Source organism: Marinobacter sp. bablab_jr003, from assembly GCF_016464245.1.
In the GTDB taxonomy this organism is placed as follows: domain Bacteria; phylum Pseudomonadota; class Gammaproteobacteria; order Pseudomonadales; family Oleiphilaceae; genus Marinobacter; species Marinobacter vinifirmus.
This window is the reverse complement of the sequence record NZ_JADARC010000097.1, coordinates 21,400-46,398: the sequence shown is the minus strand read 5'-3', so window position 1 is coordinate 46,398 and position 24,999 is coordinate 21,400. Positions and strand designations below refer to the sequence as shown.

At 59.5% G+C, this 24,999-nt stretch carries 21 protein-coding genes; 12 read left to right on the top strand and 9 right to left on the bottom strand.

What is annotated here, in order from left to right; translation table 11 throughout:
• Nucleotides 1-26 precede the first annotated feature (26 nt).
• Nucleotides 27-1,109, bottom strand: coding sequence for an efflux RND transporter periplasmic adaptor subunit (locus H3Z84_RS09065; RefSeq protein WP_199457237.1), 1,083 nt, complete (start codon nucleotides 1,107-1,109; stop codon nucleotides 27-29).
• 294 nt (nucleotides 1,110-1,403) lie between these two features.
• On the opposite strand from H3Z84_RS09065, the gene ilvG reads away from it, so the two are divergent.
• The 3 genes from ilvG to ilvD all read left to right on the top strand — a co-directional run bounded on the left by ilvG (nucleotide 1,404) and on the right by ilvD (nucleotide 5,380).
• Nucleotides 1,404-3,104, top strand: a complete 1,701-nt coding sequence (ilvG, locus tag H3Z84_RS09060) for an acetolactate synthase 2 catalytic subunit (RefSeq protein WP_199457236.1) — start codon at nucleotides 1,404-1,406, stop codon at nucleotides 3,102-3,104.
• Nucleotides 3,101-3,382, top strand: coding sequence for an ACT domain-containing protein (locus H3Z84_RS09055; RefSeq protein WP_199457235.1), 282 nt, complete (start codon nucleotides 3,101-3,103; stop codon nucleotides 3,380-3,382). The genes ilvG and H3Z84_RS09055 overlap by 4 nt, the downstream gene beginning before the upstream one ends.
• 321 nt (nucleotides 3,383-3,703) lie before the next feature.
• The gene (gene ilvD / locus H3Z84_RS09050; protein ID WP_199457234.1) at nucleotides 3,704-5,380 is read left to right on the top strand and encodes a dihydroxy-acid dehydratase; all 1,677 of its coding nucleotides are present in this window, start codon (nucleotides 3,704-3,706) and stop codon (nucleotides 5,378-5,380) included.
• A gap of 538 nt (nucleotides 5,381-5,918) precedes the next feature.
• Here the strand turns inward: ilvD and H3Z84_RS09045 are convergent.
• On the bottom strand, nucleotides 5,919-7,097 hold the full coding sequence (locus H3Z84_RS09045; protein WP_199457233.1) for a thiolase family protein: 1,179 nt from the start codon (nucleotides 7,095-7,097) through the stop codon (nucleotides 5,919-5,921).
• Between H3Z84_RS09045 and H3Z84_RS09040 the strand changes: the two genes are divergently transcribed.
• Nucleotides 7,078-7,431 carry a hypothetical protein gene (locus tag H3Z84_RS09040; protein WP_199457232.1) on the top strand — a complete coding sequence of 118 codons (354 nt, stop codon included), beginning with the start codon at nucleotides 7,078-7,080 and terminating at the stop codon, nucleotides 7,429-7,431. The genes H3Z84_RS09045 and H3Z84_RS09040 overlap by 20 nt on opposite strands.
• A 219-nt stretch (nucleotides 7,432-7,650) precedes the next feature.
• Here H3Z84_RS09040 and H3Z84_RS09035 read toward each other — a convergent pair whose 3' ends face one another.
• The 4 genes from H3Z84_RS09035 to H3Z84_RS09020 all read right to left on the bottom strand — a co-directional run bounded on the left by H3Z84_RS09035 (nucleotide 7,651) and on the right by H3Z84_RS09020 (nucleotide 12,060).
• On the bottom strand, nucleotides 7,651-8,799 hold the full coding sequence (locus tag H3Z84_RS09035; RefSeq protein ID WP_199457231.1) for an acyl-CoA dehydrogenase family protein: 1,149 nt from the start codon (nucleotides 8,797-8,799) through the stop codon (nucleotides 7,651-7,653).
• A 32-nt stretch (nucleotides 8,800-8,831) separates the two neighbouring features.
• Nucleotides 8,832-9,593, bottom strand: a complete 762-nt coding sequence (locus tag H3Z84_RS09030) for a 3-hydroxyacyl-CoA dehydrogenase (protein ID WP_094625845.1) — start codon at nucleotides 9,591-9,593, stop codon at nucleotides 8,832-8,834.
• Between the two features lie 104 nt (nucleotides 9,594-9,697).
• Complete coding sequence (bktB, locus tag H3Z84_RS09025; RefSeq protein ID WP_058341058.1) at nucleotides 9,698-10,885, bottom strand: beta-ketothiolase BktB; 1,188 nt, start codon at nucleotides 10,883-10,885, stop codon at nucleotides 9,698-9,700.
• Between the two features lie 32 nt (nucleotides 10,886-10,917).
• Nucleotides 10,918-12,060 carry an acyl-CoA dehydrogenase family protein gene (locus H3Z84_RS09020; protein WP_199457230.1) on the bottom strand — a complete coding sequence of 381 codons (1,143 nt, stop codon included), beginning with the start codon at nucleotides 12,058-12,060 and terminating at the stop codon, nucleotides 10,918-10,920.
• Between the two features lie 91 nt (nucleotides 12,061-12,151).
• On the opposite strand from H3Z84_RS09020, the gene H3Z84_RS09015 reads away from it, so the two are divergent.
• On the top strand, nucleotides 12,152-13,192 hold the full coding sequence (locus H3Z84_RS09015) for an AraC family transcriptional regulator (RefSeq protein WP_199457229.1): 1,041 nt from the start codon (nucleotides 12,152-12,154) through the stop codon (nucleotides 13,190-13,192).
• Between the two features lie 340 nt (nucleotides 13,193-13,532).
• On the opposite strand, the gene H3Z84_RS09010 is transcribed toward H3Z84_RS09015, so the two are convergent.
• Nucleotides 13,533-15,113, bottom strand: coding sequence for a fatty acyl-CoA synthetase (locus tag H3Z84_RS09010; protein WP_199457228.1), 1,581 nt, complete (start codon nucleotides 15,111-15,113; stop codon nucleotides 13,533-13,535).
• Between the two features lie 591 nt (nucleotides 15,114-15,704).
• Between H3Z84_RS09010 and H3Z84_RS09005 the strand changes: the two genes are divergently transcribed.
• The 6 genes from H3Z84_RS09005 (at nucleotide 15,705) to H3Z84_RS08980 (ending at nucleotide 22,836) form a co-directional block, all read left to right on the top strand.
• Nucleotides 15,705-16,124 (top strand): MerR family transcriptional regulator, encoded by a 420-nt coding sequence (locus H3Z84_RS09005; RefSeq protein ID WP_199457227.1) that lies wholly within the window; start codon nucleotides 15,705-15,707, stop codon nucleotides 16,122-16,124.
• A gap of 64 nt (nucleotides 16,125-16,188) precedes the next feature.
• Nucleotides 16,189-17,355: an isovaleryl-CoA dehydrogenase gene (locus H3Z84_RS09000; protein WP_199457226.1), complete on the top strand. Its 1,167-nt coding sequence runs from the start codon at nucleotides 16,189-16,191 to the stop codon at nucleotides 17,353-17,355.
• Nucleotides 17,356-17,517: 162 nt separating this feature from the next.
• Nucleotides 17,518-19,125 carry a carboxyl transferase domain-containing protein gene (locus tag H3Z84_RS08995; RefSeq protein ID WP_199457225.1) on the top strand — a complete coding sequence of 536 codons (1,608 nt, stop codon included), beginning with the start codon at nucleotides 17,518-17,520 and terminating at the stop codon, nucleotides 19,123-19,125.
• A 14-nt stretch (nucleotides 19,126-19,139) separates the two neighbouring features.
• Nucleotides 19,140-19,949, top strand: coding sequence for an enoyl-CoA hydratase-related protein (locus tag H3Z84_RS08990; protein WP_199457224.1), 810 nt, complete (start codon nucleotides 19,140-19,142; stop codon nucleotides 19,947-19,949).
• Complete coding sequence (locus H3Z84_RS08985; protein WP_199457223.1) at nucleotides 19,949-21,937, top strand: acetyl/propionyl/methylcrotonyl-CoA carboxylase subunit alpha; 1,989 nt, start codon at nucleotides 19,949-19,951, stop codon at nucleotides 21,935-21,937. The genes H3Z84_RS08990 and H3Z84_RS08985 overlap by 1 nt, the downstream gene beginning before the upstream one ends.
• The gene (locus H3Z84_RS08980; RefSeq protein ID WP_199457222.1) at nucleotides 21,937-22,836 is read left to right on the top strand and encodes a hydroxymethylglutaryl-CoA lyase; all 900 of its coding nucleotides are present in this window, start codon (nucleotides 21,937-21,939) and stop codon (nucleotides 22,834-22,836) included. Before H3Z84_RS08985 ends, H3Z84_RS08980 begins: the two co-directional genes overlap by 1 nt.
• A 37-nt stretch (nucleotides 22,837-22,873) precedes the next feature.
• Here the strand turns inward: H3Z84_RS08980 and H3Z84_RS08975 are convergent, their stop codons facing one another.
• Complete coding sequence (locus H3Z84_RS08975; protein WP_199457221.1) at nucleotides 22,874-23,737, bottom strand: PA4780 family RIO1-like protein kinase; 864 nt, start codon at nucleotides 23,735-23,737, stop codon at nucleotides 22,874-22,876.
• Nucleotides 23,738-23,853: 116 nt separating this feature from the next.
• On the opposite strand from H3Z84_RS08975, the gene H3Z84_RS08970 reads away from it, so the two are divergent.
• Complete coding sequence (locus H3Z84_RS08970) at nucleotides 23,854-24,594, top strand: SGNH/GDSL hydrolase family protein (RefSeq protein WP_199457220.1); 741 nt, start codon at nucleotides 23,854-23,856, stop codon at nucleotides 24,592-24,594.
• Here H3Z84_RS08970 and H3Z84_RS08965 read toward each other — a convergent pair.
• Complete coding sequence (locus H3Z84_RS08965) at nucleotides 24,566-24,991, bottom strand: PaaI family thioesterase (RefSeq protein WP_199457219.1); 426 nt, start codon at nucleotides 24,989-24,991, stop codon at nucleotides 24,566-24,568. The genes H3Z84_RS08970 and H3Z84_RS08965 overlap by 29 nt on opposite strands.
• Between the last annotated feature and the right edge of the window lie 8 nt (nucleotides 24,992-24,999).

Genomic DNA, 24,999 nt, shown 5'->3' with positions numbered 1-24,999 from the left:
CGCAGAGATCAGTGCTCTCATGGTGGTCAGCCCCGCTGGTCTGAGCGGTCGACCGGCTGCACGGCCTCACCCTCGGCCACAAACCCGCCACCCCGGGTAATCAGCCGGATCTGATCCGGCAGGCCGGACACCCAGGCGCCATCGGTGGCTACGTTGAGCAGTTTGACGGTCTGGAACATCACCCGGTCCTGCCCGTTGACGTACTTCACACCGGGCCGGCCGTCGTCGTCCAGCGTCAGGTAGGCCGGTGAAATGAACTGGGCCTTTTGCTCCGGCAAGCGGATGTTCAGGGTAGCGGTGCCGCCAGCCGCTCTCAGCAAATCCGGGTTCTCCACCAGGATTTCCACCGCAAAGCTGCGGGTTTCCGGGTCTGCCGCACTGGCGACAAAGCTGACCACACCCGCCATGGCGGTGCCATCCAGCAATTTGATCTCCACCGCCTGCCCGGGCTCGACCGCAGACACCGACTGCTGGGGAATCTGCCCGGTGGCTTTCAGGCGATCAACCTGAACTAGCTCGAACAGGGGCGTGCCCACCTGCACCAATGTACCGGGGTCTACTTCCCGACGATTCACTACTGCGTCGAAGGGAGCGGACGGTTTGAGATGTTGCAACGCCAGTTCCGCCACCGTGCGTTCAGCCCTGGCGGCGGCCAGTTCACTCTGCAACCGCAACACTTCGGTTTCGGAAGCCAGGTTATTCGAACGCAACCGGCGCGCACCGGCCAGGTCGGCTTCCAGCTTGCGAATATTGGCTCTCCAGCGCTCAACCACGGCATCCCGGCCATCGGTAGACAACGTCAGCAACGGCTCCCCGGCTTTTACCTGGTCCCCCAGCTGCACGTGCAACTGCTCTACCGTTCCGGCCACCCGGGCACCTACCATCACCGACTGCCAGGGCTGCAGCTGGCCCTGCAGTTTCAGTACCGGCTGATAGTTGGTGGCTTCCAGCGTTTCCACCTCTACCCGGGTGGGCTGGCGCTGCTCCTGCTCGGGGTCGGCCGGGGCATCATCACTGGCTACTTTGAGCTCACCGGTAGCCATCCAGATAACCAGGAGAATAATGACCAGCAGGGATAAACCGAGGGATCCGAGTTTTGCTTTTGTCATGAAACGCTCATCACTTCCGTATTTGAGGCAATAAAGGGTTGCAACCGGTTTTAAACGTGGGTTAGATTCTACACATATTGTTTTTACGAATTCAGAGCAGATTGCCGATTTTATGAATCTCAACGCAGTGATTGTCCTTGTAAAGCTAGTCCTGGTGGTCGTGGTACCGTCCGGGGGCTTTTGCGTGGACAAGCGGGTGAGATAGCGACAACCTGACTCAAACACCAGAAACCCCCGGCACCGAAAGGTCCCGGGGGTTTCTTTTTTGCGGCAAAGAAAAAGGGAAAAACGACCATGAACGGCGCACAGCACATTCTTGAAGCGTTCCACCGCCATAACATCAACACCGTTTTCGGCTATCCGGGCGGCTGCATCATGCCGCTATACGATGCCCTGGTGGACGATGTCGGTGTGGAACACGTGCTGTGCCGCCACGAACAGGCCTGCGCCCTGGCCGCGGACGGCTATGCCCGTGCCAGTGGCGAGATTGGCGTGTGCATCGCCACCTCCGGCCCCGGTGCTACGAACCTGATCACCGGCGTTGCCAATGCCTATATGGATTCCATCCCCATGCTGGTAATCACCGGGCAGGTAGCCACCAGCATGATCGGCACCGATGCCTTCCAGGAAACCGACATTCTGGGCATGACTCTGGGCATCGTTAAGCACAGCTACCTGGTGGACGATGCCGAAGCACTGCCGGTGATCATCGAAGAAGCCGTCCAGCTGGCCCAAAGCGGCCGCCCGGGGCCGGTGTGGATTGATATCCCCAAAGACGTCCTGCTGACGGAAGTGGCGACTGCCGCACCGGCCACTGCGCCCGCATCGGACGCCCACTGCCCGGACATCACCCGAGCCCTCGCCATGCTGCGTTCAGCCAGGCGCCCCCTGCTCTACAGTGGCGGCGGCGTTTCCCTGGCCCAGGCCGAACACAGCTTCCGTGCCTTCGCGGAAACCTCCGGCCTGCCGGGCGTTGTCACCCTTAAAGGCATCGGCAACGCCGGCAAACACACCCCCCATAACCTGGGTATGTTAGGCATGCACGGCTCCCGCGCCGCCAACAAGGCAGTCGACGAATGTGACCTGCTGTTCGTAGTCGGCGCCCGCCTGGACGACCGCGCCACCGGCAAACTGGACGGCTTCGCCCCCAACGCGAGAATGATCCACATCGATGCCGATGCCGCCGAGATCAACAAACTGCGGGAAGCCGACCTGGCCCTGCGCGGCGACCTGAACACCATTCTGGCGGCCTTCACTGCTGCTCTGAAAAGCGAGCCGCTGACCATCACCGACTGGCAGAAACAATGCCAGACCTGGCACACCACCGGTGGTTTCAAGGCCGCGGATAACGAAGAACCCATGGCCCCCATCACCGGCCCGGCCTTCATCCGCCAGCTGTCCCGCATCGCCCCGGATGACACCGTCATCGCCTGTGACGTAGGCCAGCACCAGATGTGGGTTGCCCAGCATTACGAGTTTGACCACCCCCGCCGACACCTCACCAGCGGAGGCCTGGGCACCATGGGTTTCGGACTGCCGGCGGCCATCGGCGCGCAGTTTGCAGACCGCAACAGCACGGTGATCAACGTAACCGGCGACGGCTCGTTCATGATGAACGCCCAGGAACTGGCCACCATCCGCCGGTACGAGCTGCCCCTGAAGCTGATCATCCTCGACAACCAGTGTCTGGGCATGGTGCGCCAGCAGCAGGAGTTGTTCTACAACAACCGGGAAAGCCACATTAACCTGGACGACAACCCGGACTTTGTAGCCATGGCCCGCGCCTTCGACATCCCGGCCCTGCACATAGACCGCACCGACCAGATTCGCCGGGGCATCGAAACCATCCTGGCTTACGACGGCCCGATGCTGCTGCACGTGGCCATCAGCCGTGAAGAAAACGTATGGCCGATTGTTAAACCCGGCGGCAGCAACCGTGACATGATCGACGAAACCAAGCGCACCAGCACTGCAAACAAGGAGAACGTAGCATGAACTCGCAATCCCAACCGGCTATGCCAAGCTACACGTTGAACTGCCGCATGAACCAGGAAGCGGCTGCACTGGAGCGCCTGTGCCAGGTGGTTCGAGTTCGGGGTTTCCGGATTTCGCGCATGTCTATGGAGGCCGCCGATGACCACCTAAATATCGCCCTGACCCTTTCGGGTAGCCGGCCTATCGGTATGTTACGTTCGCAGCTGGAGAAGCTGCATACGGTTGTTGATGTGGCCCTTCAGGAACAGGCGGCTTCGGTCCGTTCCGTTTCGGCCTGAGGGTCTGCTGGGGCTCCCAGACTTCCGGTTGTGGGGGCGGGCTTGCGGTGTGGCTGTTGGATTTTTTTTGGAAAAACAACTCGCTTCGCTCAGACATCTTTTTCCGGCAAAAAATCCAACAGCCACACCGCGCCGACGGGCATTGGCGGGTTCACGGGAAAACTTTCTGGACCTGTGTTGTCACGCCTACCGACGAGCATTTCTGGTATAGGCTGCTTTTTGCCTGCGGCGCTTTTTTAACAGGGTTGCACTTTGGGGCTTTGTGGGTTTCGCTGGTGAGAGGCTGATTTCGTTAACGACTTTTGATTGGGAGGTTTTGTTATGACCACGGATAAACGACGTCGTTATTCCGCACCGGTGGTGGATGGTATTAACAAGTCTGCCAGTCGCGCGATGTTGCGGGCGGTGGGGTTTCAGGATGAGGACTTTCGGAAGCCGCAGGTGGGTATTGCCTCTACCTGGAGCAATCTGACGCCGTGCAATATGCACATTGACGGGCTGGCCCGGGAAGCCGCCAAGGGCGCCGATGCCGCCGGGGGCAAGAGTCTGATTTTCAATACCATCACGATTTCAGACGGCATTGCCAACGGTACCGAGGGCATGAAGTATTCCCTGGTGTCCCGGGAGGTGATTGCGGATTCGATTGAGACGGTGGCCGGCTGTGAGGGTTTTGACGGGCTGGTGGCGATCGGTGGCTGTGACAAGAACATGCCGGGCTGCATGATGGGGCTGGCGCGGCTTAACCGGCCGTCGGTGTTTGTGTATGGCGGGACCATCATGCCCGGTGAGAATCACACCGACATCATTTCGGTGTTCGAAGCGGTGGGTGCCCATGCCCGCGGCAATATGGACCTGATTGAGGTGAAGCAGATCGAGGAAACCGCCATTCCGGGGCCGGGCTCCTGCGGCGGCATGTACACCGCCAACACCATGGCGTCGGCCATCGAGGCGATGGGTATGAGCCTGCCGGGCAGTTCGGCTCAGAATGCGGTGTCTGATACCAAGCTGGCCGATTGTGAGGCTGCCGGTGCGGCCGTGCTGAAGCTATTGGAGGCAGATATCAAGCCTTCCGACATCATGACCCGCGAGGCGTTCGAGAATGCGATTACCGTGGTGATCACCCTGGGCGGTTCCACCAATGCGGTGCTGCACTTGCTGGGCATGGCCAGTACTGCCGGCGTTGAGCTGTCGCTGGAGGATTTCGTGCGCATTGGCAAAAAGGTGCCGGTACTGGCCGACCTGCGCCCGTCCGGTCACTACATGATGTCTGAGCTGGTCGCCATCGGCGGCATTCAGCCGTTGATGAAAATGCTGCTGGAGCGGGGACTGTTACACGGCGACTGCATGACGGTAACTGGCAAAACCCTGGCTAAAAACCTCGCGAGCGTAACCCCCTACCCGGAAGACCAGCAGATCATCCGGGCCTTTGAAAACCCGATCAAAGCCGACAGTCATTTACGCATCCTGTTCGGTAACCTCGCGCCGGAAGGTTCTGTGGCCAAAATCACCGGCAAGGAAGGCACCCACTTCTCCGGCCGCGCGCGGGTGTTCCATTCTGAAGAAGAAGCCCAGGAGCGCATTCTCGACGGCACGGTGGTGGCCGGCGATGTACTGGTGATCCGCTACGAAGGCCCCAAAGGCGGCCCCGGCATGCGAGAGATGCTCAGCCCCACCTCCGCCATCATGGGTAAGGGTTTGGGCAGCGAGGTAGCACTGATCACCGATGGCCGTTTCTCCGGCGGCAGCCACGGTTTCGTGGTCGGCCACATTACCCCGGAAGCTGCGGCAGGCGGCCCGATCGCCCTGGTGGAAGACGGCGATACCATCACCATCGATGCGGTCAACAACTCAATCCTGTTGGAGATTTCTGACGAGGAGATGACCAAACGGCAAGAAGCCTGGACCCCGCCCGAGCCAAGATTTACCCGGGGCGTGTTGGCGAAATATGCGCGCACCGTGAGTTCGGCTTCTACGGGGGCTGTTACTGACCTACCTTGAGCTGGGTTGAGCTTGGGTTCCTAGCCTGTTGGTTGTGGGGGCGGGTACGCGGGGTGTGGGGTATTTTTCTTCGGGGAAAAACAACTCGCTTCGCTCAGACATCTTTTTCCCTGTCAGAAAAATACCCCACACCCCCCTACCGACGGGCCTAGAGGGAATAGGAAAGTTTAAAGACAAAGCGAAAGATACAAACTCAGATACAGGCAAAGGCAAAGGCAAAGGCAAAGGCAAAGGCAAAGGCAAAGGCAAAGGCAAAGGCAAAGATTGTGTGGGTTAGCTGCCACTAACAAGGGTAGGCACTAGGTTTTCCCAAAAATGTCTTTCCAAACGAGAACCCGCCAATGCCCGTCGGCGCGGGGTGGCTGTTGGATTTTTTGCCGGAAAAAGATGTCTGAGCGAAGCGAGTTGTTTTTCCAAAAAAAATCCAACAACCACCCCGCAAGCCCGCCCGCACAACCGGAAGTCTGGGAGCCCAAGCCCAGCCGCCCCACAAAACGGGAAGTCCGGGAGCCCAAGCCGGACTCCCAGAAAGCCAAACTTAAATCAGTTCCACAGCCACGGCAGTCGCCTCACCACCGCCAATGCAGAGGGACGCCACACCGCGTTTCAGGCCGCGCTGCTTCAGGGCATTGATCAGGGTGACGATGATACGGGAGCCGGAAGAGCCGATGGGGTGGCCCAGGGCGCAGGCGCCGCCGTGGACGTTGACCTTTTCAGCCGGCAAGTTCAGCTCATTGATGGCAGCCAGGGTAACCACTGCGAAGGCTTCGTTGATTTCGAACAGGTCTACGTCATCCAGAGTCCAATCGGCTTTTTTCAGCACCTTTTCGATGGAACCGATCGGGGCCAGGGTGAACTCCGCTGGCAAACGGGCGTGGGTGGCGTGGGCTACGATTCGCGCCTGCGGGGTCAGGCCACGGTTCTGAGCTTCCTCAGCGGTGGTCAGGACCAGGGCCGAGGCGCCGTCGCTGATGGAGCTGGAGTTGGCCGCGGTTACGGAACCGTCCTTGGCGAACGCCGGTTTCAGCTGGGGGATTTTCTCCGGCTTGGCGTTGCCCGGTTGTTCGTCGATGTCGACTTGGGTATCTCCACCACGGCCGGAGACCGTCACCGGTACGATCTCATCCCGGAACCAGCCATTCTCGATCGCCGCCAGGGATTTCTGCAGGGAGCCAATGGCGAATTCGTCCATGGCTTCACGGGTGATGTTAAACTCATCAGCCGTACGCTGTGCGAAAACGCCCATCAGGCCGCCTTCGTAGGCGTCTTCCAGTCCATCCAGGAACATGCTGTCCATCACCTGGCCATGGCCCATGCGCATACCGCCGCGGGCTTTCGGTAGCAGATACGGCGCCTGGCTCATGTTTTCCATGCCACCGGCAATCATGATGCTGTTGGTGCCCGCTTTGATCTGGTCATGGGCCATGATAATGGCCTGCATGCCGGAGCCGCACATTTTGTTGATGGTGGTACACCCGGAGCTATCCGGGATACCAGCAGCACGAGACGCCTGCCGAGCCGGCGCCTGGCCCAGGCCCGCAGGCAGCACACAGCCCATGATGACTTCCTGAACGTCCGCCGGCTGCAGCCCTGCACGTTCAATGGCAGCCTTAATGGAAACCGCCCCCAGTTCCGGTGAGCGCACAGAGCTCAGCGAGCCCATCATCCCACCCATCGGAGTTCGGGCGGAGCCTGCAATGACGATGTCGTTGTTCATGAGTTTTGTTCTCCTTCAACAGAATCTAGTTTGTATTCTTGGTTTGCCGATTGGTCTTGTTTGGGCTTGTGGGCCGCTGGTTTGGGCTCCCAGCCTTCCGGTTGTGGGGGCAGGTACGCGGGGTGTGGGGTATTTTTCTTCTGGGAAAAACAACTCGCTTCGCTCAGACATCTTTTTCCCTGCCAGAAAAATACCCCACCCCCCCCTACCGACGGGCAGCACAGGAGTGCTGAATGTAAAAAGCAAAAAGCAAAAAGCAAAAAGCAAAAAGCAAAAAGCAAAAAGCAAAAAGCAAAAAGCAAAAAGCAACGAGAGTAACCTGAAGCACCATTGAACGTTGCATCAAACTGATCGCTACCCGCTCTCAGCGCAAAACGTACAGCTGCTCTTATCAAGCGAAAACCCGCCAATGCCCGTCGGCGCGGGGTGGTTGTTGGATTTTTTACCGGAAAAAGATGTCTGAGCGAAGCGAGTTGTTTTTCCAAAAAAAATCCAACAGCCACCCCGCAAGCCCGCCCGCAAAACGGGAAGGCTGGGAGCCCAAGAAGAAACCTCAGCGCCCCAAAACAGAACGGGCAATGATCTCCTTCATAACCTCCGAAGTGCCGCCATAAATCCGCTGAACCCGCGCATCGATGAAATTGCGGGAAATCGGATACTCGGTGGTGTAACCGTAACCGCCGAACAGCTGCAAACAACCATCCGCCACGCGACACTGCATCTCAGTGGCGCTGTACTTCGCCATGGATGCTGTCGGCGCATCCAGCTTGCCGTCTTCGTATTCGCGGATGCACTGGTCGACGAATGCCTTGTTAATGCGGTAGTCGGTTTCCATGCGGGCGATTTCGAAGCGGGTGTTCTGCAGTTGGCTCAGTTTCTGCCCGAACAGTTCCCGTTCCTGGGTGTACTGGATGGTCATGTCCAGTGAGCCACGGGCGGCGGCAACACCCAAGGCGCCGATGACCAGTCGCTCCCTTGGCAGTTCGCACATCAGATACACGAAGCCCTGCCCTTCTTCACCCAGCAGTGCCGAGGAAGGAATTCGCATGTCGGAGAAGAAGAGTTCAGAGGTATCGCCGGAATGCTGGCCGATTTTGTCCAGGTTGCGGCCTTTGCTGAAGCCCGGCAACGAGGTGTCGATCAGGAACAGGCTGATGCCCTTGGCGCCGGCATTGGGGTCGGTCTTGGCGGCGACGATGACCATATCCGCGTGCTGGCCGTTGGTGATGAAGGTTTTGGAACCGTTCAGGATGTAGTCGTCACCGTATTTCACTGCGCTGGTGCGGATGGCCTGCAGGTCGCTGCCTGCTCCCGGTTCGGTCATAGCTATTGCGCCGACGGCTTCGCCGGAGACCATTTTCGGCAGCCATTGCTGTTTCTGCTCATCGTTACCGATGTGGCTGAGATACGGCGCTACGATGTCGGAATGGACCATCACGTTGGTGGACAGCGCACCGAATCCCATCCGGGCCAGTTCTTCGCCCACCACAACCGAGTATTGAAACGGCGCACCGCAGCCGCCGCAGTCTTCCGTTACGTCCACACACAGCATGCCGGCTGCGCCCAGGGTGTTCCAGAGTTCCCGGGGTACGATGCCGCTCTTTTCCCAGGCTTCATAATGGGGCGCCACTTCGGTTTCGAGGGCCTTGATGACGGCATCCCGGAACAGTGCCAGTTCTTCCTGATCAACGGTGTTGGTCATTTCGCTCACCTTTTATCCTTGTTATCCGTGCCTTATCGGGGCGCCATGCGCAGGGCGCTGTCGAGCCGGATGACTTCGCCGTTCAGAACGGGGTTGCGTACCATCTGGTCGACCATCATGCCGAACTCTTCCGGCTTACCGAGACGCTTGGGGAACGGCAAGGTGGCGGCCAGGCTGTCCTGAACTTCCTGGGGCATGCCAGCCATCATCGGGGTCATGAACAGGCCTGGAGCGATGGTGTTCACCCGAATACCTTCGCGAGCCAGTTCCCGGGCTGATTGCAGGGTCAGCGCTACCACGCCGCCTTTCGAGGCACTGTAAGCGGCCTGGCCAATCTGGCCTTCGTAGGCGGCAACCGATGCGGTGTTGATGATCACGCCCCGTTCGCCATCGGCGTTGGGCTCGCGCTGAGCCATATCCGCTGCCGCCAGCCGCAGGATGTTGAAGGTGCCGATCAGGTTTACCTGGATCACCTTGCTGAAACTGTCCAGCGGCATCACGCCTTCGCGGCCCAGAATCTTCGACGCCGGGGCAATGCCCGCACAGTTCACCGCAATACCACAGGGGCCATGGGCTTCCCGAGCGGCTTTCAGTGCAGCTTCCGCGCTTTCTTCCGAGGCCACGTTGCATTCGATGAAAATGCCGCCCAGCTCGGCGGCCACCTGTTCGCCACGCTCTTTGTTCAGGTCCAGGATAGCCACTTTGCAGCCTGCAGCAGCCAGCGCCCGCGCAGCGCCTTCACCCAGGCCGGAGGCACCGCCGGTGACGATGGCGGGAGTGTTTTTGAAATCCATAACTTGCGTCCTGTTATTGGTTTTAGCGCGGCCAAAAACTGGCCGCGCATAGTTTACGTTTACGTAAACTTAACCCAGATACCCTGTTTGAAACAACACCCGTTTCAGTCGAGGCGCTCAACAATTAGTGCAATACCCTGCCCGCCACCGATACACATGGTGATCAGGCCGTAACGGCCACCGGTACGCTCCAGTTCCGCCAGGGCTTTGATAATCAGGATGGAGCCGGTCGCACCCACCGGGTGGCCCAGAGCGACCGCGCCGCCGTTCGGGTTCACCTTGTCTTCCGGCAGGCCAAGCTCGCGGCTGACGGCCATAGCCTGGGCGGCGAAGGCTTCGTTGGATTCGATCACATCCAGGTCTGCCACAGACAAACCGGTGTTCTTCAGAACCTGGCGAACCGCCGGAATCGGGCCCACGCCCATCACTTCCGGGTCTACGCCGGCAAAGGCATAGCCTACCAGCCGGGCGCGGGCTTTCAGGCCACGCTTTTCGGCTTCTGCGGCACTGGTCAGTACCATGGCTGCGGCACCGTCGTTAAGGCCGGAGGCATTGCCCGGGGTCACAATGCCGTCTTTCTGGAACGCAGGCTTGAGGCCTGCCAGGCTTTCTACCGTGGTGCCCGGGCGTACGTGCTCGTCTTTATCGAACACGACTTCCTTGCGACCCTGTTTGACGGTAACCGGCACGATCTGGCCATCGAAATAACCTTTCTCGATGGCATTCGCGGCCCGGCGGTGGCTTTCAGCAGAAAACGCGTCCAGTTCTTCCCGGGTCAGGCCCTGATTGGCGGCGATACGCTCGGCGGTCATACCCATGTGACCACTGCCAAACGGATCACTCAGGATGCCCAGGGTCAGGTCTACCGCCCGGCCATCGCCCATGCGCAGGCCTTTGCGAACGTTCGGTAACAGGTAAGCACCCTGGCTCATGGATTCGGCACCACCAGCCAGCGCCATGCGGCTGTCGCCCATCACAATCAGCTGGGCCGCGCTGATCACCGACTGCACGGCAGAGCCACACAGGCGGTTCACGTTGAACGCCGCAGAGCTTTTCTCCATACCCACATTCAGGGCAATGTGCCGGGCCAGGTAAGCGTCCTGTGGGCCCGTGGTGATGATGTGGCCGAATACCGAATGGTCGATATCCGCAGCTTCTACACCAGCGCGGCTGATGGCCTCGCGAGCGGCGGCGGTGCCCAGTTCGGCCGGAGCCAGTGAGCTCAGGCTGCCGCCAAAGCTGCCGATAGCGGTGCGGGCACCGTCCAGAATGACTACGTCTGTCAGTTTCATGTTCTTCTCCTGAATATAAGTGTTAGAAAGGCTCACTTGCCCAGCATGGAGCGGGCAATCACCTCTTTCATGATTTCCGAGGTGCCAGCGTAAATGGTCTGCACCCTGGCATCCACAAAGAACCGCGAAATAGGATATTCCAGGGTATAACCGTAGCCGCCGAAAAGCTGCAGGCATTCATGGGCGATATCGCACTGCATCTCGGTCAGCATCAGCTTCAGGATGGCCGCGTCTGTCGCCGTCATGGCACCCTGGTGGTATTTGGTGACGCACTGGTTCAGGTAGGCACGGGCCATATCAATACGGGCCCGGGCTTCTGCCAGCTTGAACCGGGTATTCTGAAAATCAGCAATGCGCTGGCCGAAGGCCTGGCGCTGCTGCACGTAATCCAGCGTCAGCGCCAATGCACCTTCGGAGGCACCGATCGCCTGGGCACCCACACCCAGCCGCTCCCGGGGCAGCTCCTGCATCAGGTAGGCGAAGCCTTTGCCTTCTTCCCCGAGCAGTGCCTCCTCAGGCACGATCAGATCCGAGAAAAACAACTCTGCGGTGTCACTGGCGTGCTGGCCGATCTTCTTGATGCCCTTGCCCCGGCTAAAGCCTGGCAGGCTGGTATCCACCAGAAACAGCGACACGCCCTTGGCCCCGGCTTTCGGGTCGGTCTTGGCGCAGACAATCACCATATCGGCATGCAAGCCGTTGGTGATAAACACCTTGGCGCCGTTAATGCGCCAGCCGCCCTCGGTGCGCTCCGCCGTGGTGCGCATAGCAGCAAGATCACTGCCGGCACCCGGCTCGGTCATCGCGATCGCCCCCAGCACCTCGCCAGAGATCATCGCCGGCAACCAGGCCTGTTTCTGCTGTTCATTACCCAGATGCAGGATGTACGGCATCACAATGTTGGCGTGGATGTTGTAACCGGAGGCCAGGCCGCCAAAGCCCATGCGGGCGATATCTTCGATCGCCAGCTGGCTCACCTCGAAACTGGCCGCCGCACCGCCATACTCTTCGGGCATATCAATGCCGAGCATGCCGGCCTGCCCCAGGGTGTGCCACAGCGGCCTCGGAATCTCTCCGGCCTCTTCCCACTGCTCATAAAAAGGTGTGACTTCCTGCTCCAGAGCCCGGACAATCATGGCCTGGAATAATTCGGTTTCTGCCTGTTCTGCTGACATGGGCGCCCCGCGTTTAAATTCAGTGAATAAAATGGAACACTATTAGACTCCGTATGCCTCCGGGCTAGAATGACCCTTCTTGCCGAATTAATTGACCTGTTACGCGGCTGCGCTGACCACTATGGCCAAGGCTCACATTGCCAACCACTACCTTCAAGCGACCCTTCGTGGCGCGGAACGCCAGGGCCACGAAGGGCCCACACTGCTTGAGCAGGCAGGCATCCCTGCCGGCTGGCTGAACACGCCGGAACAGCTGATCACCGAACAACAACTGACCCAACTGGTGAAATCGGTCTGGCGCGCCACCCGGGACGAATTCCTCGGCTTGTCATCGGAACCCTGCAACAACGGCACCTTCGCACTGATGTGCGACTACTGCCTGGGCTCGGCCACCTTGGGCGCCGTGCTTCGAAAAAGCGCGCACTTTTACCGGGTGATCTGCCGGAATCTTGATATCGCGATGGAAGAGCAAGGCAGGCAAGTGTTCTTCCGTTTGCACCTGAAAGACGCCGGCAACGACACCGACCACCTGCTGCAGGAATTCCTGGTTCTGATGTGGGAACGCCTGTCCTGCTGGCTGGTAGACCAGCAAATCCCCTTCGCCCGCACCCAGTTCAGCTACCCTGCCCCGGCCCACGAAGCCGAGTACCGGGCCATGTACCCGGGCGAACTGAAATTCGAGCAGCCGGTGTGCGGCTTTCTGTTCCATGAAAAATACCTGCAGCTACCCATCGTGCGCAGTGAGGAAGAACTCCGGCAATTCCTGCAGGCAGCTCCGGCCTACATCCTGCACCGCCCCAGCCAGGACGAAAGCCTGCGCGCCCGCATCCACGCCCTGCTGGCCCGCTACAATTACCCGGACATGCCGGGGCTCGACGCCTTGGGCCGGGAGCTGCACATGACACCCCGCAACATCGGCCGAAAACTGCAGGACGAAGGCACCTCCCTGCGCAAGATCAAGGAAACCCTGCGGCGGGAACACGCCACCCGCCTGATGACCAGCGAAAGTCTGAGCATCAGCGAAATCGCCGAACTGGTGGGCTTCTCCGAAACCGCCGCCTTCTCCCGGGCCTTCAAACGCTGGACCGGCTTGTCGCCGGCCCGATGGCGTGGCAACCAGGTTAACGGGTAGTGCGGGCTTGATTTAGCTTGGGCTCCTAGCCTGCTGGGTGCGGGGGCAGGTACGCGGGGTATGGGGTATTTTTCTTCGGGGAAAAACAACTCGCTGCGCTCAGACATCTTTTTCCCTGTCAGAAAAATACCCCATACCCCCCTACCGACGGGCAGCACAGGTATAGGCAGGCTTTCATCCGCGAACCCGCCAATGCCCGTCGGCGCGGTGTGGCTGTTGGATTTTTTGCCGGAAAAAGATGTCTGAGCGCAGCGAGTTGTTTTTCCAAAAAAAATCCAACAGCCACACCGCAAGCCCGCCCGCACAACCGGAAGTCTGGGAGCCCAAGCCCAATGGGAGGCTAGGCATCTTCAACAGCAAAGGCTTCCCGCAATTTGCGTTTGAGGAGTTTGCCAGCGCTGTTTTTCGGCAACTGATCGACAAACTGGATGTGTTTCGGAATTTTGAAACGGGCCAGCTTGGCTCTGGCATGCTCAAGCAGCGACTCAGCACTTTCAGGGTAGCCGTCACGTACAACGACAATCGCGCAGATGGCTTCGATCCACTTTTCGTCCGGAACACCAATCACCGCCACCTCAGCTACCGACTCATGCTGGTAAAGGGCTTCTTCCACGTCCCGGCTTGCCACCAGAACACCACCGGTATTCACCACGTCTTTAATCCGGTCAACAATATAAATATAGCCCTGTTCATCACGGTAACCGAGATCGCCGGAGTGGAACCAGCCGCCCTCGAAGGCTTCTTCTGTGGCTTCAGGTTTTTGCCAGTAACCGACCATCAGCTGTGGAGACCGGTGCACCAACTCGCCTTGTTCTCCAGGCTTGCAGTCCTTTCCGGTAGCAGGGTCTACAATCCGGGTCATAACGGTTTGCAATGGTTTGCCGGCAGATGTCGGACGGTCGTGGTGTTCCTCGGGCCGCAATACCGTTGCCAGCGGAGCAATCTCGCTCTGGCCATAGCAGTTATACAGCCCAGCCTGTGGGAGTTGCTGGCTCAGTTTCCGTACAACTTCGCCGGGCATAATGGAGGCTCCGTAGTAAATCTTGTTCACGTGCTGCAGCTTGTTGGCATCAAAGCCTTTGAACTGCAGCAGCGAGATCCAGACCGTTGGTGGCGCAAAGGAGGCATTTAACTGCTCACTGGCCAGCAGGCCAAGGATGGCATCTGGTGTTGGGGCATTGATCAGCCGGGTATAACCGCCGGTCAACAACATGGGCATCATGAACACATGCATCTGGGCGGAGTGGTACAGCGGCAATGCCGCCAGGCAACGGTCACCCGGAACAATGTCGAGATGGTACTGGGCCGCCCCGTACTCAGTCATCAGTGAGCGGTGGGTGTGCATAGCTCCCTTGGGGTCGGACGTGGTGCCTGACGTGTAGAGAATCTGGACAACGTCGGTATCGGACTGGTCGGTATCCGGCGGCAGATCGCTGGCTCCGGAACAGGCCATTTCAAGAATATCATCAGGGGAGTGGGCGCCGTGCAGGCTGCCGAGGATTTCAATATCGACCGTTGAGGCAACGCTATCCACCTGAGGCTTCAGATCATTGTCGTAAAACAGTGCCCTCGCTCCCGACTGATTCAATACGTAGGACAGCTCATGCTCCACCAGGGCATAGTTGACCGGGACATGAACCAGCCCCGCTTTTGTGCACGCCAGCCACAATAGCAGGTAGGCATCGGAGTTCTTACCGTAGGCAGCTACCCGCTCGCCTTTATTCAGTCCCAGGGCTATCAACTGGTGAGCAACACGGTTACTCGCAGCTTCAATGTCCCGAAAAGTCCATTGTCGGTCAGCGAATGCCAGAGCTACCTTGTCGCCATGACAGGCGGCTGAACGCGCGATGGCGTCACCAATTGTGTTCCTTAAGGCCCTGATAACTTGGTTATTGTGCTGAGTGAGCGTTGAATCTGACATGCTTACCTCATTTCCTTGTTGTTGTAACCGGCTGCCGGCCATTAAGGCAAAGGTGCAGGACCTGTTGGAATGACCCTTCTGGCCCAAAAAATTGACCCGTTCGGACAAGTCCACTCTGCCTTGGGTTGGGCTCCTAGCCTTCCGGTTGTGCGGGCGGGCTTGCGGGGTGGCTGTTGGATTTTTTTTGGAAAAACAACTCGCTTCGCTCAGACATCTTTTTCCGGCAAAAAATCCAACAGCCACCCCGCGCCGACGGGCATTGGCGGGTAGTCGCGAGATAACAGCAGCAGTATTTTTTTGCCTAATCGGGGCTAGTGCAACGTTCACACCTATTTCTGGGTGCTCTCGTTGCTTTTTTCTTGGTATTCCTGTGCTGCCCGTCGGTAGGGGGGTGTGGGGTATTTTTCTGACAGGGAAAAAGATGTCTGAGCGAAGCGAGTTGTTTTTCCCCGAAGAAAAATACCCCACACCCCGCGTACCCGCCCGCACAACCGGAAGGCTAGGAGCCCAAGCCAGCCATGAGCCATACTTTACGTTAACGTAAACTTGAATTACCCTGAGCAAAAATAACACAACCGTTCCGGACCGCACATGAGCGACAAGAAAACCTTCAATATCAGCGAGCTCTCCCAGGAGTTCGACGTAACCACTCGAAGCATCCGCTTCTACGAAGACCAGGGGCTTCTGAACCCCACCCGGCGCGGTCAGACCCGCATCTTCAGCAACAAAGACCGGGTGCGCCTGAAGCTGATCCTGCGCGGCAAACGCATGGGGTTTTCCCTGGCCCAGACCAAGGAGCTGTTCGACCTTTGGGATGAAACCCTCACCGGCAATGAAAAGCAGCTGCTGAAAATGCTCGAGATCCTGGGCGACCGACGCGCGCACCTTGAACAACAAAAAGACGACATCGCGCAGGCGGAGATGGAAATAGACACCGCAGAAACCCGATGCCGCGAAGCTCTGGACGAACTGCAGAAAAAGAAAGAACAACAAAGCCTGGCCGCCGACTAGGGCAACAACCCGCAGCGGGTCGCTTAACGACACACACTAGCAAGAACAAAAAAGGCAGCACACCATGAAATCCCAATACAGCGAACTCAACTTCGGCCTCGGCGAAACCCTCGACAGCCTGCGTGAACAGGTCAACCGCTTCGCCGCCGATGAAATCGCCCCCCGGGCCGAGGAAATCGACCGCACCAACGAATTCCCCATGGACCTGTGGCGCAAACTGGGCGACATGGGCTTGCTGGGCATCACCGTGAGCGAACAATACGGCGGCGCCGACATGGGCTACCTGGCCCACGTAGTGGCCATGGAAGAAATCAGCCGGGCCTCCGCCAGCGTTGGCCTGTCATACGGTGCCCACTCCAACCTGTGCGTCAACCAGATCAACCGCAACGGCACCGAAGAACAAAAACAGACATACCTGCCCAAACTCATCACCGGCGAACACATCGGCGCCCTCGCCATGTCTGAACCCAACGCCGGCTCAGACGTCATCTCCATGAAACTCCACGCCCGCGACGAAGGCGACCACTACGTCCTCAACGGCAACAAAATGTGGATCACCAACGGACCAGACGCCAACACCTACGTCATCTACGCCAAAACCGACCCGAAAGGCGGCTCCAAAGGCGTCACCGCCTTCATCGTAGAACGCAACTACCCCGGCTTCAGCCGCCACCAGAAACTCGACAAACTCGGCATGCGCGGCTCCAACACCTGCGAACTGGTGTTCGAAGACTGCAAAGTCCCCAAAGAAAACGTCCTCGGCGGAGTTGGCAACGGCGCCAAAGTCCTCATGAGCGGCCTCGACTACGAACGCATCGTCCTCTCCGGCGGCCCCCTCGGCCTCATGCAAGCCGCCATGGACGTAGTCGTGCCCTACATCCGCGAACGCAAACAATTCGGCCAGGCCATCGGCGAATTCGAACTGGTACAGGGCAAAGTGGCCGACATGTACACCTTCATGAACACCGCCAAATCCTACGTCTACATGGTCGCCCAATCCGCCGACCGCGGTGAAACCACCCGCAAAGACGCCGCCGGCGCCATCCTGTATTCAGCCGAAATGGCCACCAAACTCGCCCTCGACGCCATCCAGCTCCTCGGCGGCAACGGCTACATCAACGACTACCCCACCGGCCGCCTGCTGCGGGACGCGAAGTTGTATGAAATCGGGGCTGGAACGTCTGAAATCCGGCGGATGTTGATTGGCAGAGAACTGTTCCTGAACAAGTAAGCGTTGCGCGGAATCCACTGACCAAGTCAAACGAGGTCCTGCGGGTAGAGCGATTCAAAAATTTCGTAGGCCATGGATGGCCGGAGAGAAGCGCACAGGGACGTGCTTGTAGCGGTTTTTGAATCGCTCTACCCGCAGGGCCGATGCACGGACGAATATCTAATGACGATACTCCAGAGCAAAATTAACCCGAGGTCCGACGAATTCCAGGCCAACCACCACTCCATGGCCTCCGCCGTAACCGACCTAAGGGAAAAAGTCGAAACCATCCACCAGGGCGGCGGCCCCGAATACCAGAAACGCCACACCGAACGCGGCAAACTCCTGCCCCGCGAACGCATCAACAAACTACTCGACGAAGGCTCCCCCTTCCTCGAAATCGGCCAGTTCGCCGCCTACAACGTCTACGGCGAAGACGTCCACGCCGCCGGCGTAATCGCCGGCATCGGCCGGGTCAGCGGCACTGAATGCATGATCATCGCCAACGACGCCACCGTTAAAGGCGGCAGCTACTACCCGCTGACCGTCAAAAAACACCTGCGCGCTCAGGAAATTGCCGAAACCAACCGCCTGCCCTGCATCTACCTGGTCGACTCCGGCGGCGCCAACCTGCCAAGGCAGGACGAAGTCTTCCCGGACCGCGACCACTTCGGCCGCATTTTCTACAACCAGGCCCGAATGTCTGCCGATGGTATCCCCCAGATCGCCGTTGTTATGGGTCTGTGCACCGCCGGCGGTGCCTACGTACCCGCCATGGCCGACGAATCCATCATCGTGCGCAATCAGGGCACCATCTTCCTGGCCGGCCCGCCGCTGGTCAAAGCCGCCACCGGCGAAGTGGTCAGCGCTGAAGACCTGGGCTGCGCGGACGTACACTGCAAAATCTCCGGCGTGGCCGACCACTACGCCGAGAACGACGCCCACGCCCTGGACATCGCCCGGCGCTGCATCGCCAACCTCAACCGCCGCAAACCCGTGCCGGTCGAACTGCGCGAACCCAAAGCACCGCTGTACAACCCGGAAGAAATCTACGGCATCGTCGGCACCGACTTGCGCAAACAGTTCGACGTACGCGACGTGATCGCCCGCATCGTCGACGGCTCCGAATTTGACGAATTCAAACGCTACTACGGCTCCACCCTGGTGACCGGCTTCGCCCATATCCACGGTTACCCCGTGGGTATCATCGCCAACAACGGCATCCTGTTCAGCGAATCCGCCCAGAAAGGCGCGCACTTTATTGAACTGTGCTGCCAGCGCAACATCCCGCTGCTGTTCCTGCAAAACATCACCGGCTTTATGGTGGGCCAGAAATACGAAGCCGAAGGCATTGCCAAGCACGGCGCCAAGATGGTCATGGCCGTGGCCTGCGCCAACGTGCCCAAGATCACCGTGCTGATTGGCGGCAGCTACGGCGCCGGCAACTACGGCATGTGCGGCCGGGCCTACAGCCCGGACTTCCTGTGGATGTGGCCCAACGCCCGCATCTCGGTGATGGGCGGCGAACAGGCCGCCAACGTACTCGCCACAGTCAAACGTGAAGGCATGGAACGCAAAGGCCAGGACTGGAGTGCCGAAGAAGAAGCCGAATTCAAGCAACCCATCGCCGATAAATACGAACAGCAAGGCCACCCCTACTACGCCAGCGCCCGCCTGTGGGACGACGGCGTGATCGACCCGGCCCAGACCCGGGAAGTGGTAGCCCTCAGCCTGTCTGCCACCCTGAACCGACCCGCCAAGCCGACGCGCTTTGGCGTGTTCCGCATGTAACCGGAGAGAACGCCATGACCAAACAGACCTCTGCCGTTCTGCTCAACTACCTGGAAGGTGGTGTTTCCGAAATCGTGCTGAACCGGCCAGACAAGCGCAACGCATTCGACGATGTGATCATCCAGCAGCTGATCAAGGCGCTGGAAGTCACGGAAAGAGACGACCAAACCCGCGTCGTCCTCCTGCGCTCCGAAGGCAAACACTTCTCCGCCGGTGCCGACCTTGGCTGGATGCGCCGCATGGCAGACAACGACCATGCCGAAAACCTGAACGACTCCCGGGAACTGGCCAGGCTAATGAGCACCCTCAACCACCTGTCCAAGCCGGTGATCGGCCTGGTTCAGGGCGCAGCCTACGGTGGTGCCGTCGGCCTGGCAGCCTGCTGCGACATCGTGCTGGCCACCGCAAACGCCAGCTTCTGCCTGAGTGAAGTGAAACTCGGCCTGGTTCCCGCCGTTATCAGCCCCTACGTGGTGCGGGCCATCGGTGAGCGACAGGCCCGGCGCTATTTCATCTCCGCCGAAGTCTTCAACGCACAACAGGCCAGCGAATACGGGCTGGTGCACATCGTCTGTGACGACGAAGCCGCCATGCACGCCCGCTGCAACGAGCTGCTGCAACAACTGGCCGACAATGGCCCGCAGGCCATGAGTGCCGCCAAGGACCTGGTGTTTGCCGTCAGCCACAAGCCCATCAGTGCCGATGTCATCGAAGACACCGCCCAACGCATCGCCGACATCCGTGCGGGTGAGGAAGGCCAGGAAGGGCTCAGCGCTTTCCTGAACAAACGAAAGGCCAGCTGGGTTCCGGGAGATAACACATAATGTTCAGCAAAATCCTGATCGCCAACCGCGGCGAAATCGCCTGCCGGATTATCCAGACCGCCCACCGCATGGGTATCCGCTGCGTGGCAGTCTACTCAGACGCCGACGCCAACGCCCGGCATGTCGCCATGGCAGACGAGGCGTTCAACATCGGGCCGGCCGCCAGCGCTGACAGCTACCTGAAAGCCGACACCATTATCGACATTGCCAGGCAGAGTGGAGCCCAGGCCATTCACCCCGGCTACGGCTTCCTGTCTGAAAACACCGGCTTTGCCGAAGCCTGCGAAGCCAACGGCATCGTATTCATCGGCCCGCCCTCTTCGGCCATCGCCGCCATGGGCTCCAAGTCCGCCGCCAAGGCGATTATGGAAAAAGCCGGTGTACCCCTGGTGCCGGGCTACCACGGTAAAGACCAGTCGCCGGAGCTGCTGCGGGCCGAGGCCGAGAAATGCGGCTTCCCGCTGCTGCTGAAGGCCGTTGCCGGTGGTGGTGGTAAAGGCATGCGGGTGGTGGAAACAATGGCCGACTTCGATGACGCCCTGGCCGCCGCCCAGCGGGAAGCCAGGAACGCCTTCGGCAACCCGGACATGCTGATCGAGCGCTACCTGACCCAGCCACGCCACGTGGAAATCCAGGTGTTCTGCGACCAGCAAGGCAACGGCATCTACCTGGCCGAGCGGGACTGCTCGGTGCAGCGTCGCCATCAGAAAGTACTGGAAGAAGCGCCCGCACCGGGGCTGAGTGAGGACACCCGTAAAGCCATGGGCGAGGCCGCCGTGAAAGCCGCGCAAGCCATTAACTACGTGGGCGCCGGCACCGTCGAGTTCCTGTACGACGTAGACGGCTCGTTCTTCTTCATGGAAATGAACACCCGCCTGCAGGTGGAACACCCGGTTACCGAAATGGTCACCGGGCAAGACCTGGTGGAATGGCAGCTGAAAGTGGCCTGGGGTGAGCCCCTGCCGCTGGCCCAGGAACAGGTGAAAACCCGCGGCCACGCCCTGGAAGCGCGCATCTACGCCGAAGATCCGGACCAGGACTTCCTGCCTGCCACCGGCACCCTGCGTTACCTGCGCACCCCGGAAGAATCCGCCCACGTGCGGGTGGATACCGGCGTTACCGAAGGCGACGAAATCAGCATCCACTACGACCCGATGATCGCCAAACTCATTGTGTGGGACGAAACCCGGGAACAGGCCATCAACCGCATGGTGCAGGCCCTGGAGCAGTACCGCATTGCTGGGGTAAAAACCAACATCCGCTTCCTGCACGCCCTGGCCAATGCCGAACCCTTTCGCCAGGCCGAGCTGACCACCGGTTTCATTGATGACCACCGCGAGCTGCTGTTTCCCGCTTCCGGCCCGGATACCGACAAGGTGCTTGTGTTGGCTGCCGGCTTTCTCCTGGAACACCGCAAGTCCCGTGAAGTGGTCAGCACAGACCCCTGGTCGCCCTTCGGCCGGCAGAACAGCTGGCGTTTGAATTCCGACTACGCAGAACCCCTGGCCCTGCAGATGGGCGAGGAGGTGGTTGAACTAAGGGTTCTTGAGCAGGATCACGGGTATCAGATAACCCTCGGCGACAACCGCTATACCCTGCAGGCCAGCCTGCAGGACGATTACCTGCAAGCGGTCATCAATGGCCACCGCCTGTGCGTGCACGGCAACCTGCACAACGACGAACTGGTGTTGTTCCACGAAGGCAACAGCATCACCTGCAAGCTCTACCGTGAACGCTGGGAAACCGAAGACCTGGCCGGCGACGGCAGCCTCTCTGCCCCCATGAACGGTGCCATTGTGGCGGTGCAGGTGCAGGCTGGCGATAAGGTCACCGCCGGCCAGACCCTGGTGATCATGGAAGCCATGAAGATGGAGCACGCCATCAAAGCCCCGGCCGATGGCACCGTCAGCGAGGTGTTCTTTGCCCAGGGTGACCAGGTATCCGAAGGGGCGGAGTTGATCGCTATCGAGATTGAGGAGACTGAGTAATGGCCTTCCCGAAACGTGTCCGACTGGTGGAAATGAGCCCCCGGGACGGTCTGCAGAACGAATCCGGCCCGGTGATTGCCACCAGCATCAAAACCGGGCTGATCGACCGGCTGGCCGACTGCGGCCTTACCCACATCGAAGCTGCCAGCTTTGTCTCCCCCAAATGGGTGCCACAAATGGGTGATGCCGCCGAGGTCATGGCCGGCATCACCCGAAAGGCCGGCGTACGTTACTGCGCCCTTACCCCCAACCTCAAAGGCTTCGAAAATGCCCTGGCGGCCGGAGCCGACGAGGTTGCCGTGTTCGGCGCCGCCTCCGAAGCCTTCACCCTAAAGAACATCAACTGCACCATTGCCGAAAGCCTGGACCGCTTCGCTCCCGTGGTGGAAGCGGCCCGCAAGCACGGCATTCCGGTGCGCGGCTACGTATCGACGGTGATGGGTTGCCCCTATGAGGGTGACATTGAGCCCCGGCAGGTCGCCAGCGTCGCCAAGACCCTGTACGACATGGGCTGCCATGAAATTTCCCTGGGTGACACCATCGGCGTGGGCACGCCGCTGAAAGCCAAACGCATGCTGGAGTCCGTGGCCGCCCATATTCCCATGGATAAGCTGGCGGCCCACTTCCACGACACCTACGGCCAGGCCCTGGCCAATCTGTATGCGGTACTGGAAGAAGGCGTCAGCGTAATCGATGCCTCGGTGGCGGGTCTGGGCGGTTGTCCTTATGCGAAGGGCGCCTCCGGCAATGTGGCCACCGAAGACGTGCTCTATCTGTTAAATGGGCTGGGTATAGAAACCGGTGTCGACCTGGAAAAACTGGTGGCGACCGGCGGCTGGATCTGCGGCCAGCTCAACCGCCACAACGGCTCTAAAGTGGGGCAAGCCATGGGCGGTTGAACGTTAAGGGCCCCGCCCACAGGGGCCTGACACAGGGTTAAAAGTCTGAGCCTTCATCCGCCTCGCGCAAACGCTCTTTGCGCTCGAGGTCTTCCTGTATCACCGCTTTGATCTCTTCCAGCACGGCATCGACATCAGAGCTGCCGCTGTCATCTTCAAATTCACCCGTCAGCACAGAGTCGGGGGTCAGCTCCCCCTCTTCGAACAGCGCCCACATCTCCCTGGCGAACCGGGTGTCCAGGATCTCAGGTGCATACTGGCCATAATAGCCGCGCATGTTATTCACATCGCGGTCGAACATTTCCTGCGCACTGTTGTTGGACGCAGCATTTACCGCCTGCGGCAAATCAATGATCACCGGGCCGTAATCGTCAACCAGCACGTTAAATTCAGACAAATCACCGTGCACGATCCCTTCGCACAGCATGAGCCTTACGTAGTGCATCATCAGCGTGTGGTCTTCAATGGCCTGCTCTGCTGACATGGACACATCAGCCAGTCGTGGTGCGACATCGCCGGTATCTTCTGTCACCAGTTCCATCAGCAACACACCGTCAAAGCAACCGTAGGTTTCAGGCACACGCACACCGGCTTTCGCCAGCGTGGACAGCGCGTTGATTTCGGCATTCTGCCAGACTTCTTCCTGCTGCTTGCGGCCGTAGTTTGAACGCTTTTCCATGGCGCGGGCCTGGCGCCCGCTGCGAACCTTGCGACCCTCTTGATATCGCGCCGCTTTTTTAAAGCTGCGCTTGACCGCATCTTTATAGACTTTGGCGCAGCGAATCGAATCGCCACACCGTACAATATAAATATCGGCCTCTTTACCGCTCATGAGTCGGCTGATGACTTCATCAATGATGCCATCATCGGCGAGGGGCTTCAGGCGTTCAGGGATTTTCAAAGAGTTCCTGCCAAAATTGGTCGAAGAGAAGCCGCCATTGTACCGTTGGTAGAGTCTGGCGGCTAATGTCGCCCAAACCAGGATTATTCCGCTCCACTAAACCCGGGATCTACGCAATGCATCTTCCATTCTGGCTGACCACGACTCTGCTGTTTCCGGTGTTGCTGTATCAGGGTAAGCGCACTCGTCAAACCACGCCACGGCTGCCGGAGGCCTCCGGATCTCCGTTCGGGCAATATGGTGAGGGCGAGCCCGCCCGGCGCATCCTGGTGATTGGCGAATCCACCGCAGCCGGCGTGGGCGCCCAAACCCACGATCAGGGCCTGGCCAGCCAGCTGGCACGGGAGCTCCATGAGGGAACCGGGCAAACCATCGCCTGGCACACCTTCGGGGTTAACGGTATTCGTTTGAATGCCCTGAACCGGGCGCTGGAACAAACAGACTTACCGGAAGCCGATGTGGTTATCCTGAGCATGGGGGTCAACGACACCACCGTTTTTACGCCCCGGAAACGATTCCGCCAGCAACTGCTTGAACTGAGGGAGTTGCTCGAAGCACGGTATCCGGCACCCCTGATGCTTCTGAGCGTGCCTCCCATGCACCTGTTCACCGCCCTGCCGGCGCCCTTGCGCTACGTGATGGGATGGCGGGCCAGGCTTCTCGACAACATCTACCGGCAACTGGCCAGCGAAGCGCCGCAGCACTTCCGCTACGCCCGTTACCCGGTGATTGAAGATACCGGGCTGTTGGCCAGCGACGGCTACCACCCCGGCATCAAAGGCTATCGGTACATTGCCGAAGCCCTGGCGCCGGAGCTGAGCCGGGGCATCAGGGCCGATGCTTCTCCGGAGGAATAGAGTAAGTCATGGTGGCATGGGCCACCGGCTCCTCCATACCTGTGGAATAGATCGACACCTCACCCACCGCCATCGTGCGCCCTACTTTCAGCAAGGTAGCGCGGGCCCACACCGCAGCGTGGGCGGCGGGCTTGCGCATGAAGTTGATGTTGAAGTTGGTGGTTACCGCCAGGGGTACCAGGCCAATTTTGCCCAGCAAGGCGGCGTACATGGCCACGTCTGCCAGCCCCATCATAACCGGACCAGACACGGTTCCACCGGGGCGCAAGTGGCCGTCGTCCACCTCCAGCTTCATCTCGGCCCAGCCATCACCCAGCTCCTGCAGATTGCCGTAGGCGGTACCCTGGGGAAAGTGATCTTCAAGGAAAGCCTTCAGCTCTCCGAATGTTACTTGCATGGCTCTAC